The organism is Pedobacter miscanthi (genome assembly GCF_003315595.1).
Classification (GTDB): Bacteria; Bacteroidota; Bacteroidia; order Sphingobacteriales; family Sphingobacteriaceae; genus Pedobacter; species Pedobacter miscanthi.
In genome coordinates, this window is record NZ_QNQU01000027.1 from 20,062 (window position 1) to 34,024 (window position 13,963).

Sequence of the window (13,963 nt, forward strand, 5' to 3'; positions counted from 1 at the left end):
TTTATTTAACCTTAAAAATATGAGCACGCTACATAAAATTGCCTTAACTTTTATTAAATCTATCGGACCGGTAACGGCCAAAAACCTTCTTGCCTATTGCGGGAGTGCCGAAAATATATTTTCGGCATCAAAAAAACAGCTGCTGCAGATCCCGGGAGTTGGAGAGAAAACTGTTGAGGCCATCCGCGGCACCGATGCGCTGGTAAGGGCACAGCAGGAACTCGATTTTGTTGAAAAACATGACATAGAAGTACTGTTTTTTTCTGATGAGAAATATCCTAAACGCTTAAAAAACTGTTTTGATTCGCCCATTTTGCTTTATGCCAAAGGTACTGCCGATCTCAATCATAAGCGCATTATCAGTATTGTTGGTACAAGAAATGCAACTATTTACGGGAAAAACCTTTGTAAGGAATTGTGTGAGGTGTTGGCACCTTATGATGTGCTGGTAGTAAGCGGACTCGCTTATGGCATTGATGTAACTGCACATAAAGAATGTTTAACCAATAATATCTCCACTGTTGGGGTGCTGGGGCATGGGCTAGATCGTTTATACCCAAAAATCCATAAAAGTACTTCGCAAAAAATGGTTCTGAATGGCGGTTTGTTAACTGAGTTTCCAATCCTAACCAATCCCGACCGACAGAATTTTCCACAGCGGAACCGCATTATTGCCGGTGTTGCCGATGCTGTTATCGTAGTGGAGGCTTCAATAAAAGGAGGGGCACTGATCACAGCCGAAATTGCTAATTCTTATAATAAAGATGTATATGCTTTTCCGGGTAGAACACATGATCCTTTATCTGAAGGTTGCAATTTCCTGATTAAAACCAATAGGGCAGGCCTGATCAACAGTGCGCACGACCTGATTTATTATTTAGGCTGGGATGATGAGGTAAAGGAGAAAAAGAAAGAAACTCAAACCACTTTACATTTAAATCTGACACCAAATGAGCAATTGGTGGTAGATGCCCTGCAAAAAGGGCAGCTTTCTATTGATGAACTTTGCATCCAGCTTAATATTCAGCAGAGCAAACTATCCATCGTAATTCTTACCTTAGAGATGCAGGGGATTATTGTTTCGCTACCGGGGAAGATTTATAAGTTGGTGTAATAAATTATTGCTTTTTTGACATCGAGGTAGATTTCTCGACTGCGTTACACTCCGTTCGAAATGACGAGTGCCCTTTATAGAATTGCATTTTGCCCAATAATCAATCTATAATGCCCATCATAATTATAGATTATGCAATTAAATTCTAATTATTTTTAATTTTCGAAATTATGTTTCAAATAAAATATAGTTTATAAAATACTAAATGCCTTTACTTAATTTTGCATAATGTGGTACAACAATATTTTAGAAACCATTGGCAATACGCCGCTGGTAAAATTAAATACAATTACTAAAGGTGTTCCGGGTACAATCCTGGCAAAAATTGAGACAACCAATCCGGGTAACTCAATTAAAGACCGTATGGCGGTTAAAATGATCGAAGATGCCGAGAAAAGCGGGAAGTTAAAACCGGGCGGAACCATTATTGAAGGAACATCAGGAAATACAGGTATGGGCTTGGCCATGGCTGCCATTATTAAAGGCTACAAATGTATTTTCACCACTACTGATAAACAATCCAAAGAAAAAGTTGATGCTTTGCGTGCTTTTGGCGCTGAAGTAATTGTTTGTCCTACAAACGTAGAGCCGGAAGATCCGCGTTCTTATTACTCGGTTTCATCACGTTTGGAGCGTGAGGTACCAAATTCATGGAAACCTAACCAATATGATAATTTAGCCAACTCACAAGCACACTACGAACAAACCGGTCCTGAAATCTGGGAGCAGACTGAAGGTAAAATTACCCATTTGGTGGTTGGTGTAGGCACTGGTGGTACAATTTCGGGAACCGGCAAATACTTAAAAGAGAAAAATCCAAATATTAAAATTTGGGGAATTGATACCTATGGTTCGGTTTTCAAGAAATATAAAGAAACCGGCATTTTTGATAAGGACGAAATTTATCCTTACATCACCGAAGGAATCGGAGAGGATTTTCTGCCTGCAAACGTAAACTTTGATGTAATTGATCTTTTCGAAAAAGTTACCGATAAGGATGCAGCTTTGATGACGCGTGATATTGCCCGTAAAGAAGGGATTTTTGTAGGTAACTCGGCAGGTGCTGCCATTGGTGGATTAATCCAGTTAAAAGATCAATTAAAACCAGAAGATGTAGTGGTGGTGATCTTTCACGATCATGGTAGCCGTTATATGGGTAAAATGTATAATGAAGACTGGTTACGCGAACGTGGGTTTTTACAGGATGAGAAACTAACAGCAAAATCAATCCTGGCTAAAAAAGAAAATACTGAAATTGTAACCTTGGATGCCCAAAAATCAGTGCTTGAAGCTATAAATACCATTAAATCGATGAATATCTCTCAAATTCCAGTTACTCAACAGGGAATGATTGTAGGTAAGATTGCAGAAAGTGATATTTTAAGTGCCTTATTGGAAAACCCAGGTTTGAAATCTGCACCGATTTCAGAAATCATGACGGCTACTTTCCCGTTTGTTGATTTGAATACCTCAATTGATAAAATTTCTTCACTAATTAATAAAGAAAATTCTGCTGTATTAGTGGAAGATGAAACAGGTAAGATCGAAATTATTACACAGTATGATATTATTAACGCGATATCAGGATAGGTAGGATGTAAGATGGGAAATGTAAGATGTGAGATGGGAAATGAACTATAGAAAGTTTCGATACTTAACATCTAATTTACCGTTATTTCGAGCGGAGTGCAACGAAGTCGAGAACCACACAGTGCTCAGCGAAGCTAAATCTATCTCGAGGTAGATCTCTCCACTCCACTGCGTTTCGGTCGAGATGACGCCTCGCATTAGTCGGGATTTGTAATTTCGACCGCTGAGTAATGAATTTTCAATTCATTTTAAGGATTAAAAATCCTTGTTCAAAAGATGGGATTGCAAATCCCGACTAACAAAGTTAATTCCCGCGGGCGTCACCCTGAATTTATTTCAGGGTCTAATTAATACAAAAGATGCTGAAATAAATTCAGCATGACGATTCTTATAAAATATTAACAAACAAAAACGCCCCGGTAAATTTTTTACCGGGGCGTTTTTTTATTACGCTATTTCGCTTTGGGTTTTACCTTCTCCCCTCAACCTTTAAACCTTCAACCTTATTAGTGACTCGGCGCATCAGCGTTTACACGCTTAATCTGCGCGCCTAAGGCACGTAAACGGGTGTCGATATCCTGATAGCCACGTTCAATCTGTTCGATGTTGTAGATGGTAGATTTGCCTTCTGCAGATAAAGCTGCAATTAACAATGAAACCCCGGCCCTGATATCAGGAGAAGTCATGCTGATACCGCGTAATTTGTATTTTTTGTCTATACCGTTAACCGTTGCACGGTGCGGATCGCAAAGAATAATCTGAGCACCCATATCAATCAGTTTATCCACGAAGAATAAACGGCTTTCGAACATTTTCTGGTGGATTAAAACATTTCCTTTTGCTTGTGTAGCCACAACCAAAACAATACTCAATAAATCAGGTGTAAAACCCGGCCAAGGCGAATCGGCAATGGTTAAAATCGATCCATCGATAAAAGTATCAATTTCGTAATGTTTTTGAGAAGGAACATAAATATCGTCGCCACGGCGTTCTAATTTAATACCCAGTTTTCTAAAAACCTCAGGTATTACCCCAAGTTCATCATAACAAACATTTTTAATGGTAATTTCCGACTCCGTCATTGCAGCCATACCGATGAAAGAACCAATTTCGATCATATCAGGCAACATCCGGTGTTCTGTACCACCTAAAACGGTAACACCTTCGATGGTTAATAAGTTAGAACCAATGCCCGAAATTTTTGCTCCCATGCGGTTAAGCATTTTACAAAGCTGCTGTAAATAAGGTTCGCAGGCTGCATTGTAAATGGTAGTGGTACCTTTAGCTAAAACAGCAGCCATTACAATGTTTGCCGTTCCAGTTACCGAAGCTTCATCTAGCAAGATATAAGCGCCCTGTAAATTGGTTGCATCAACGTTAAAGAAAGCTTTTTTGCTGTCGTAAACAAATTTTGCACCTAATTTTTCGAAACCGATAAAGTGGGTATCCAGCCTTCTTCTGCCAATTTTATCACCTCCCGGTTTAGGAATGGCTGCTTTACCAAAACGTGCGAGCAATGGCCCAACAATCATAATCGAACCACGTAAACCACCACCTTTAGCTTTAAAAGTATCAGATTCAAAGAAGTTTAAATCAATATTTTTAGCTTCGAAAGTGTAAGTATCTTTATTAATGCGTTCAACTTTTACGCCTAAATCGCCTAATAATTCGATCAGTTTGTTTACATCTTTAATATCAGGGATATTGCTGATGGTTACTTTTTCTTCTGTAAGCAATACTGCAGATAAAATCTGTAAAGCTTCGTTTTTGGCACCTTGTGGAGTGATTTCGCCTTTTAATTTAATTCCGCCTGTTATTTCAAATGCGTTCATATATTTTTCTTTTTATAACTCATTTTCGGGATCCTGAAACAAGTTCAGGATGACGCATGGTTATTAATATTTAGGTTTGTTGTTATTCCGCTGACGATTATTGTTGTTGTTATTATTCTGACGGTTTTTACCGTTGTTGTTATTATTGTTGTTCCGGCCGCGGTTATTATTGTTGTTATTATTTTGACGCGGATTTTGAGCCCTGAACTCAACTTTGGCCAGGTTAACACCTTCATCAAGCGATAATAATCCGCCCGAAAGGTATTTTAAATCTTTAATAATGGTATCATCACTTACATTGTCCTTATTCCAGGTAACGTAGGCCATTTTCATAAAGTTTGCGATACTCTGCACCATTGCCTTTTTAATTTCGGCATCTTCTTCACGCATGGCTTTTTCAATCAGATTTTCAACTGTTTTACCATAGTGTTTGTAGGTAATCCGCTGCTGAGGATAGGCCAGGGGCTCTGGTTTGATATAGGCATTCTCGATCAATGGCTTTGGATAAGGACTATCCACATCGATCTGGTAACCAGAAATAATGTGCAGGTGATCCCAAAGTTTGTGTTTAAAATCGGCAACATCACGTAAATGTGGTTGCAAAAATCCCATCAGGTCGATCACCGCCTGGGCATATTTATTACGTTCTTCTATGGTTGGTAATTCGCAGATATACTTCACCATATTTTGTACGTTGCGGCCATATTCGGATAAAATCAGATGGCTACGTGTAGTATTATAGTCAAAACTCATGTTCAGATAAATTAATGGAAAAAATTATCCGGCGATACGAATTATGAAATAACCAGAGGAGTTGAGGTTATGAATTCACCGAAATGTCTATTGCCAGATTTTCGTTTTATATATTCAAAGTTAATAAAATTATTTGATTTGTGATGTTTTTAAAAGTTAACAATCAGTTGACTGAAGTCAACTGTAAAGAATTAACAAGTAAATTTTAGTATTTTCCGTGTTAATCTGTGAATCCGTGGCTGATGGGTTAACTGGCAATTGAAAATTGGTGATTAAAAAAGAATCTTAATTATTTAGTGGTAAGTCTAAATTTCATCACTATTTTTCGGGTAATCAAAAAAAACCAATTCTCCGGTACCCTTACTTACCATCTGCCACGAATCGAAAGGGAAAGAAATTAATACCATACCCGCAGTTGGGATATTGTAAATATCAGCGCCGCTTAACTCATTCGCGAAATCGGTAAAACCAGGATTATGGCCAAACATAACCACATTATCGACGTCATCATTTAAACCATTCACAACTTTAAGTAAAGTTGAAGAATTGGCTTCATAAATAGATTCTTCAAATATGATTTTATCAATATTATAGGCTTCGGCGAAATACTTTGCGGTAGATTTGGCCCTTTTCGCAGGGCTACTCACCATCTGATCGATTTTAAAGCCGCGGTTAATCAATCTTTCGGCCATTTCCGGTGCATTTTCCTTACCGCGTTTGTTTAACGGGCGGTCGAAATCTTTTAACTCTAAATTTCCCCAATCCGATTTTCCGTGACGTACTAAAAGTAGTTGTTTAGCCATTTAGTTTCTCTTTAATTTTATTTACAATCGTTTCAGGCTCAATTAAGTCTATACAACTGTCAACACCGCAGAGGCAGGGTTTGTTTCCGTAAATAGAATTTGGACGCGACGGATGATCGATCTGAATACAATCGCTTTCCGATTGACCGTAACCTAAAAAGCCTGCATAGGAATGTGTTGGCCCCCAAACAGATACAACCGGTACACCAACCAGTGATGCCATGTGCATACCCGACGAATCCATGCTTAACATCAAATCGAGGTTTGATATTATAGCCAGTTCTTCCGTCAGGTTAAAATTGCCGATTAAATTGTAGGTGTTTGCATGTTTTTTTACCCAATCTTCTGCAATGTTCTGCTCGGTTTTACCACCTCCAAAAATGAAAAGCTCGTAACCTGAACTACTTAATTCAGCAATTACTTCTTGCATTTTTTCTAAGTTATAAACCTTATATACATGTTGCGCAAAAGGAGAAATCCCTATTTTTTTGGTGGTTTTATCTGTGAATAAACCTTTCGCCTTTGCAGGAATAGCTTGCGGAGATTTATTTATTTTATGACTTAATTTAAGATTAAGACCCAGCTCGCGGAAAACATCAGCATAACGTTCAACGGTTTTTCTAAGCGGTTTAAAAACTTTATTGCTGGTTCTGGTTAAAGCTTTTTTCTCTGCCCTGCCTTTATCAATCCGCCTGATTTTGATACCTGTTAACCTAAAGAAAGTAGAAATGGCCCGGCTGCGCAAATTATCATGCAAATCGGCAATTGCATCTGGTTTGTAACTGCGAAGCTCCTGATAAAGTTTATACAATCCATCAATCCCTTTATGTGTGGTTTTAGGTTGGATGGGGTGAAAGGTGAGGTTAGTAATATGATCAAAAAATGGCTTAAAAGCTGGCCGGCTTACCATGATGAGTTCTGCAGATGGGTTTTGTTCAGAAAACTCTTGTAAAACGGAAGCAACCATGGCTACGTCGCCCATGGCCGAAAAACGTAAAACAATTATTTTTTGGGTTGCAGCCATAGGTTATTTTACCACAAAGGCACTAATACATTAAGGTTTTTGTGACTTCGTGACTTTGTGGTCAATTTATTTATGATTTATTATACAACACCGGGTTTAAACTCGGATCGTTGTACATTTTCATTTGTTTGTATACTTTCATGTATTTTTTGCCCGCTTCTATATCAGCCAATAATTCGTCGATGCTGGTTGATAGATCATCGCGTTGTGATAACAGCACATTTAATTTAGTCTGGCATTGTTCGCGGTGTTCGGCAGAGGCTGTTTCGCGTTCAGCCTCTTCGCGCATGTGGTAAATTTTCAGTGCAAGGATAGAAAGCCTGTCGATCGCCCATGCCGGACTTTCGGTATTGATTTTCGCATCTGGTAAAGCTGTAATTCCCTGATAAAGATTTAAGAAATAGCCATCAATAAACTCTACCATATCGGTACGTACCTGATTTTGTGCATCAATGCGTCTTTTCCAGCTCAAACCTTCAACAGGGTCAATCTGTGGATTGCGCACCACATCTTCCATGTGCCATTGGGCAGTATCGATCCAGTTTTTGATGTAAAAAAGATGCTCTAAACTTTCAGCATCGTAGGGGTTTTCAACCGGGTGGTCAATATCATCAAACTTGTGATAGTCTGTAATAACCTGATTAAATATGCGGTTGGCAATTTCACTTATCATGGGGCAAAGTTATGTTTTTTTACCACAGATTTTCACAGATAAACACGGATTTAAACTTATCTGTGTTCATCGTTTTTTTTCTGTGGTTAATTTGACTTTTTGCTATTAAAATACGCCGTTATTTCTTCCAAAGAGAAAGCGTTTAAACATTTATCAGCGCTTAATCCTCCTTTACGGGCAACTAAAATACCATAATGCATATCGTGGAAACCTTCGGTACGGTGTGCATCGGGGTTTACAGAAAGTAAAACGCCTTTTTCCAAAGCATAACGGTGCCAGCGCCAGTCGAGATCTAAACGTAAAGGATTGGCATTAATCTCAATGACCACTTTATTTGCTGCGCAGGCATCTATAATTTTTTTATAATCAATCGGATATCCGGCCCTGCTTAACAATAAACGCCCGGTTGGGTGGCCTAAAATAGTAGTATAAGGATTTTCGATGGCTTTTAACAAACGTGCCGTAGCTTTGGCTTCTTCCATGCGGAGGTTGCTGTGCACAGAGGCGACTACAAAATCAAATGTTTTAAGGATATCGTCCGAATAATCAAGCGAACCATCGCTTAAAATATCACTTTCAATGCCTTTGAAAATTTTAAATGGAGCCAGTTTTTTGTTCAGTTCGTCAATTTCCTGGTGCTGACCAAAAACGCGCTGTTCGTTTAGTCCTTTGGCATAAACCGCAGTCTTAGAGTGATCGCAAATCCCTAAATACTCGAGGTTTAAGTTTTCTTTGCAATAAACTGCCATCTGCTCTAAAGTATGTACGCCATCGCTCCAGGTAGAGTGGTTGTGCAAGCTGCCTTTTAAATCTTCGTATTGGATCAGGGTTGGAAGTTTATTTGCTTTAGCCAGTTCAATTTCATCAAAATCTTCGCGGAGTTCGGGTTCGATAAATATTAATCCTGCCTTGCTATAAATTTCTTCTTCATTTGCAAAAGGCCCATCGCCGGCTAAGGCCAATACTTTTTCTACATGTTCGGTATTTCCGGTTAGCTTAAACCACTGCAAATAGAAAGCTGATTTTTCAACTACATAGATTTTTATCCTAAAACCTGCCTCAGTAGTGCAGATGAAAGAATTTTCGGCTTCTATCAACGAAAGTTGTTCGAAAGCTGGTAAATTTTGTTTGATGGTTTCGATACTTTCTGCACCGATTACAATTTCGAGCTCATCAATAATTTCGCATGCACGGCGGTATTGCCCGGCAAATCCTAAAATTGCATTATTATCAAGTTTTGCAGTCCAGGTTGAAAGCTGTGTAAACAAAGTTTTGGCAAAACCTTCTACCTGTGTGTATAAAAACCGACCATTAGCGGCCAGTTTAAATTCGATGGCATTTTTAATTTCTTCCTGCGTTTTTAAACCGAAACCTTTTGCTTCGATTAAGCGGTTTTCGTTACAGGCATAATAAAGTTCGCCTATACTTTCTATACCGAGGGTACGCCAGATGATAAAAATCTTTTTCGGTCCGATGCCTTTTATGGCCAGCATTTCTACTACACCTTCGGGGGTTCTTTCGAGGATTTCTTTAAGTTCTTGTAACTCTCCGGTTTGAAGAAGTTCTATGATTTTGGAAGCCAGGCCTTTACCAATTCCTTCAATTTTATCAAGCTCTTCTAAAGGTTTGTCTTTTAATGCAAAAGGCAGTTTATCAACCTTAAAATAGGCGTTTGCTACAGATTTGATCTTGAAAGGATTTTCCTCATGCAGTTCCATGAGCTGCGATAAAAGGCGCAGGGTGCGGGCGATGGTCTTATTTTCCATAAGGGGTAAAATTAGGAAATAATGCCCCAAATTTTTCTCCAGCTCACCGATTTATAAACACAATTTTATTAAAGTGTTGTTTTACACTCATGAAATCTATAAAATACGTCCTTTTAGGATTAAGTGTAAGTTTGGCCGCTTGTCAATCTGCCAATAAAACTGATGATCAGACAGTCGATTCAGTCGCTCATGTTTCAGCAGTTACACAAATTCCTAATGAAAAATTTTTAGTTGTTGCTGGTCGCTCCGTTGGTGAAATTTCTATTGGCGAAGATATGGAACAGGTTGGTAAAAAACTCGGCAGACCAAATGCAGGCGATGCTGCAATGGGGAAAGCCTGGGGCATTTGGTACAGTAACGATTCTACGGCAAAACACCCTAACGAAATTGCTGTTTATTCTTCCTATCGGGATACGAGCATGCGGATTAAAGATGTAAAACAGATCAGGATTACTTCACATCAGTTTAAAACAAAAGATGGCTTATCTACCGGAACTACTTTAGAAGAAACTAAACTCAAATTTCCGGGTATTGAAAAACTTTCGGCTTATTTAAATGAAGATAAAGATACCGTAACAGTTTATGATGCTAAAAAAGAGGGGATTGGTTTTGAGTTTTTAAAAGGAAAGAGCATTTCTTTAACCGTGCATCAGGCAAATATTCCGGTTAACGGAACTTATTTAACACTGCATCCGGAATGGAAGTTGGTGGAATAGGTAGGATGGATGATTTAAGAGGTAAGATGGATGATGGGATGGAAGACGTGAGATGGAAAATGAATGATGGTGAACCGGACCAGACCTCGCAGGTTTTTAAAACCTGCGAGGTCTGAATGACTCACGAACCTATTTTATAAATCCAGCCACATCATCCATCACCCATTTTCCATCTTACATTATTTAATTATTGCTTCAAACGGCATTCTTGCCTGGATACCAGAGCTTGCAATCACTTTTTTCATCTGCTGGTATAAAAAGTAATTGTCGCCGAGTTCCTGTTTGGTGTAATAGGTTTTAATTTTGTCGGTACCTTCGTCCATTAACGATTTCCAAGGGTCAATCACATCCGGGTATTCTACCACCTTATATTTTTTCAACTTTGCTTTTTTTGCTGCAGCTTTAATGGCATCGTTAAAACTTCCGATCCTATCGGCTAAGCCAATCTGAACGGCATCGGTACCGATCCAAACGTGACCGCCGCCAATACTATCAATATAAGCTTTGCTTTTCTTTCTGCCATCGGCTACACGACTCACAAAACCGCTGTAAATCCTGTTTAATTCATTCTGGATGATAAATCTTTCACCTTCCGTCATAGGGCGGTTAGTAGCCATAATATCGGCATATTTTCCGGTTTTAACACCGTCGAACGTGATGCCCAGTTTGTTGGTCATTAAATTCTGGAAGTTCGGGATAAGGCCAAAAACCCCGATAGAGCCCGTAATGGTGTTTGGTTGAACAAAAATACTGTCGGCAGCACAACCGATGTAATAACCGCCTGATGCAGCCACATCACCAAAGGATGCAATAACCGGTTTTTCTTTTTTAGTTAATACAATCTCCCTCCAGATTACATCCGAAGCAAGAGCGCTACCACCTGGTGAGTTTACACGTAGTACAACCGCTTTAATGTCGTCGTCTAAACGTGCTTTTCTGATGGCCCTCGAAATACGTTCCGAACCGATCTGGTTATCAGAACCTTCGCCACCGTTAATTTCGCCATTGGCATAAATTACGGCTACTTTATCTTTTCCTTCGCCGGTATCAGTATTGTTTTTGGCATAATCGTTAATCGAAACCGAACGGATATTTTCACCCCTGGTTCTGCCGGATAAGCCTTTCAGCTCTTCTAAAATCTGATCTTTATATTTTAAGGCATCGATCATTTTAAAGTTTACCGCATCCTGTGGTTCGCGTACTTTATAGTTATCGGCAATGGTGTAAAGAGAATCTTTTGAGATATTACGACTCTGTGCAATATCGCTCAGGAAAGTATTGTATAAACCACCCACATAAGCCGTAACCTGTTTGCGGTTATAATCGCTCATTTTATCTAAAATAAAGGGCTCAACAGCACTTTTATAATTTCCTACGCGGATTACCTGCATTTCTACCCCAACTTTTTCTAAAGTTCCTTTGAAAAAGGTTAATTCAGAGCTGAAACCTTTAAATTCTAAGGCTCCTTCAGGGTTTAAGTAAACTTTATCGGCAACTGAAGCCAGGTAATAAGCCCCCTGTGTATAAACTTCGCTGTAAGCGATGATTTTTTTATGCGATTTTTTAAAATCAATCAAAGCATTTCTAACCTCACGCAAGGTAGCATAACCAGCATTTGGACTGCTCACATTTAAATAGATACATTTGATATTATCGTCTGTTTTTGCTTTTTGTAGTGCTTTGATAAAGTCGTTTAAACCAATTCCATCTTTTTCTTCACTTCCTACAATCGGCAGGCTACCGAATGGATTTTTAGGGGTACGTTCGGTAATGGCCTGATCTAAATTTAGAAAGAGCACCGAATTGTTGGAAACCACCACTGTTTTATCACTATCTATAGATGATATGGCTCCTACAACTACTATGATGCAGATGATAAAGATAATTACCATCGATAAGAAAAAGCCCAACATGGAGGCAAATAAATACTTAAAGAATTCTCTCATTTAAATGTTTTAATTTTGTGCTGTAAAGATATAAAAATACATGATGCTTAATAAAGCTTTAGAGTACAGTACGGCTTATTTGTTACTGGGTGGAAATTTGGGCGATAGGGAGGGAAATCTGGAAAAGGCCATTGAGTTATTGGATCAAAAAACAGGCAGGGTAATATCGGTTTCATCGCTGTACGAAACTGCTGCCTGGGGCAAAACAGATCAGCCTGCTTTTTTAAATCAGGCGGTGGCCCTGCAGACCAATTTAAGCGCGCTGGAAGTTTTGGAACATGCATTAAATATCGAACAGGAACTCGGCAGGATCAGGAAAGATAAATGGGGCGAAAGGTTGATCGATATTGATCTTATCCTTTTTGGAAATGAGGTGATCAATATTCCGGATAAACTCCAGGTGCCGCATCCGCACATGCAGAACAGGAAATTTGTGATGGAACCCCTGGCCGAAATTGCACCGGATGTGGTCCATCCCGTATTGGGCGAAACGATATTAACCATCAGTAAAAATATGGTCGACCCGCTTGAGGTGAAAAAATTAGCTAAACTTTAAACTGATGGCAGACAGCTTTGAAAAACGGCCTTTAGATTTTTCCTATTTAATAGATATGGTGGGAAATGAACCTTTGTTTTTGATTGAGCTAATTGATACTTTTCTTGTACAGATCCCGGCATTTATAACTGAAATAGACAAAGCATTAATAGCCGGAAACAGAGTGAAAATATCCAATTATGCGCATAAGATTAAGCCTACATTTACCTATATCGGACGGAATGATATTAAAGACTTTGTTCATCAGATCGAAAATCAGGTCAAAAATGATTTTTCAATAAAACAGATTTCTCTTGATGTAGAAAAGCTAAAACTAATACTCGCTGAGGTACTTTTACAGCTTGAGCAGGAGAAATTAAGGCTGAGTGCCTCGCTTTAAACGCACAAAGCCTACCGCCCAGCGCTCACCGCCTATCGCACAACGCTTATCGCTCAGTGCTTGCCGTTGCGCCTCTGAAATGCAATATCGATAACGCAATATAGAGCACCAACACAAAAGGTATAGCGGCGAAATTTAAAAATAGTATCAATACAGCCGATAAAATAAGGAAAATGAATTTGATTTTATTTTTTGCCCAGCTTAAGTCGCTGAATTTCAAAGAAAATATTTTGATTTCGCTCACCAATAAAAAAGCTGTAATGGCCGTAATGGCAAGGAGTAGGATAGTGGATGAAATTACCTCAGGATAATCTTTTGAAATAAAGGGCAACGAACAGATAAACAGCGTATTCATCGGGGTGTTTAAACCGATAAAATCCTGCGTTTGCCTTTCGTCGTTGTTAAACTTAGCCAAACGCAATGCGGAAAAAATGGTGATGATAAAACCTAAATAAGGCAGGTAATCGGAAGAATAATCGCTGGCTTTTAAAAGGTGGAACATGATTACGCCCGGTAAAAAACCAAAACTTACCATATCAGCCAATGAATCGAGGTCTTTCCCAATCGCTGATTTAACATTTAACAAACGGGCAACCATGCCATCAAAAAAATCGAAAATTCCTGAGAAGATTACGAAATAAGCTGCGGTTTCTAAGTGGCCTTTAAATGCAAAAACGATTCCGATACAACCCGAAAAAAGATTTGCACAGGTAATCGCATTAGGGAGATGCCTTTTCATATCATGTAAGATGGAAGATGTGAAATGGTAAATGGAATACATACCTCATCCATTTACCATTTTACATTTTAC

The 13,963-nt window shown here is 38.9% G+C and carries 13 protein-coding genes; 5 read left to right on the forward strand and 8 right to left on the reverse strand.

The genetic code is table 11. The features are described from left to right. The first annotated feature begins 19 nt into the window (after positions 1-19). A complete protein-coding gene (gene dprA / locus DRW42_RS23840; protein WP_113951379.1) occupies positions 20-1,114 on the forward strand; it encodes a DNA-processing protein DprA in 1,095 nt (364 codons plus the stop codon). Between the two features lie 228 nt (positions 1,115-1,342). Continuing rightward, entirely contained in the window at positions 1,343-2,704 is a 1,362-nt protein-coding gene (locus DRW42_RS23845) for a pyridoxal-phosphate dependent enzyme (RefSeq protein ID WP_113951380.1), read from the forward strand. 506 nt (positions 2,705-3,210) lie between these two features. Here the strand turns inward: DRW42_RS23845 and murA are convergent. The 6 genes from murA to DRW42_RS23875 form a co-directional block, all read right to left on the reverse strand. After that, positions 3,211-4,536, reverse strand: coding sequence for a UDP-N-acetylglucosamine 1-carboxyvinyltransferase (gene murA / locus DRW42_RS23850; protein ID WP_113951381.1), 1,326 nt, complete (start codon positions 4,534-4,536; stop codon positions 3,211-3,213). A gap of 63 nt (positions 4,537-4,599) precedes the next feature. Next, positions 4,600-5,289 (reverse strand): DUF4290 domain-containing protein, encoded by a 690-nt coding sequence (locus DRW42_RS23855; RefSeq protein WP_113951382.1) that lies wholly within the window; start codon positions 5,287-5,289, stop codon positions 4,600-4,602. Positions 5,290-5,594: 305 nt separating this feature from the next. Continuing rightward, positions 5,595-6,092, reverse strand: a complete 498-nt coding sequence (locus tag DRW42_RS23860) for a SixA phosphatase family protein (RefSeq protein ID WP_113951383.1) — start codon at positions 6,090-6,092, stop codon at positions 5,595-5,597. Next, positions 6,085-7,116 (reverse strand): glycosyltransferase family 9 protein, encoded by a 1,032-nt coding sequence (locus tag DRW42_RS23865; RefSeq protein WP_113951384.1) that lies wholly within the window; start codon positions 7,114-7,116, stop codon positions 6,085-6,087. Before DRW42_RS23865 ends, DRW42_RS23860 begins: the two co-directional genes overlap by 8 nt. Before the next feature lie 70 nt (positions 7,117-7,186). Continuing rightward, positions 7,187-7,789 (reverse strand): DUF4254 domain-containing protein, encoded by a 603-nt coding sequence (locus DRW42_RS23870; RefSeq protein ID WP_113951385.1) that lies wholly within the window; start codon positions 7,787-7,789, stop codon positions 7,187-7,189. Positions 7,790-7,875: 86 nt separating this feature from the next. Further along, the gene (locus DRW42_RS23875; RefSeq protein WP_113951386.1) at positions 7,876-9,555 is read right to left on the reverse strand and encodes a DNA polymerase/3'-5' exonuclease PolX; all 1,680 of its coding nucleotides are present in this window, start codon (positions 9,553-9,555) and stop codon (positions 7,876-7,878) included. A gap of 89 nt (positions 9,556-9,644) precedes the next feature. On the opposite strand from DRW42_RS23875, the gene DRW42_RS23880 reads away from it, so the two are divergent. Beyond that, positions 9,645-10,271: a hypothetical protein gene (locus DRW42_RS23880; protein ID WP_113951387.1), complete on the forward strand. Its 627-nt coding sequence runs from the start codon at positions 9,645-9,647 to the stop codon at positions 10,269-10,271. Between the two features lie 179 nt (positions 10,272-10,450). On the opposite strand, the gene sppA is transcribed toward DRW42_RS23880, so the two are convergent. Beyond that, positions 10,451-12,217, reverse strand: coding sequence for a signal peptide peptidase SppA (sppA, locus tag DRW42_RS23885; protein WP_113951388.1), 1,767 nt, complete (start codon positions 12,215-12,217; stop codon positions 10,451-10,453). A 40-nt stretch (positions 12,218-12,257) separates the two neighbouring features. Here sppA and folK point away from each other — a divergent pair, with 40 nt between their 5' ends. Next, a complete protein-coding gene (gene folK / locus DRW42_RS23890) occupies positions 12,258-12,773 on the forward strand; it encodes a 2-amino-4-hydroxy-6-hydroxymethyldihydropteridine diphosphokinase (RefSeq protein WP_113951389.1) in 516 nt (171 codons plus the stop codon). 4 nt (positions 12,774-12,777) lie between these two features. Further along, positions 12,778-13,152, forward strand: coding sequence for an Hpt domain-containing protein (locus DRW42_RS23895; protein WP_113951390.1), 375 nt, complete (start codon positions 12,778-12,780; stop codon positions 13,150-13,152). Positions 13,153-13,198: 46 nt separating this feature from the next. Here DRW42_RS23895 and pssA read toward each other — a convergent pair whose 3' ends face one another. Beyond that, a complete protein-coding gene (gene pssA, locus DRW42_RS23900) occupies positions 13,199-13,891 on the reverse strand; it encodes a CDP-diacylglycerol--serine O-phosphatidyltransferase (RefSeq protein ID WP_113951391.1) in 693 nt (230 codons plus the stop codon). Positions 13,892-13,963 lie beyond the last annotated feature (72 nt).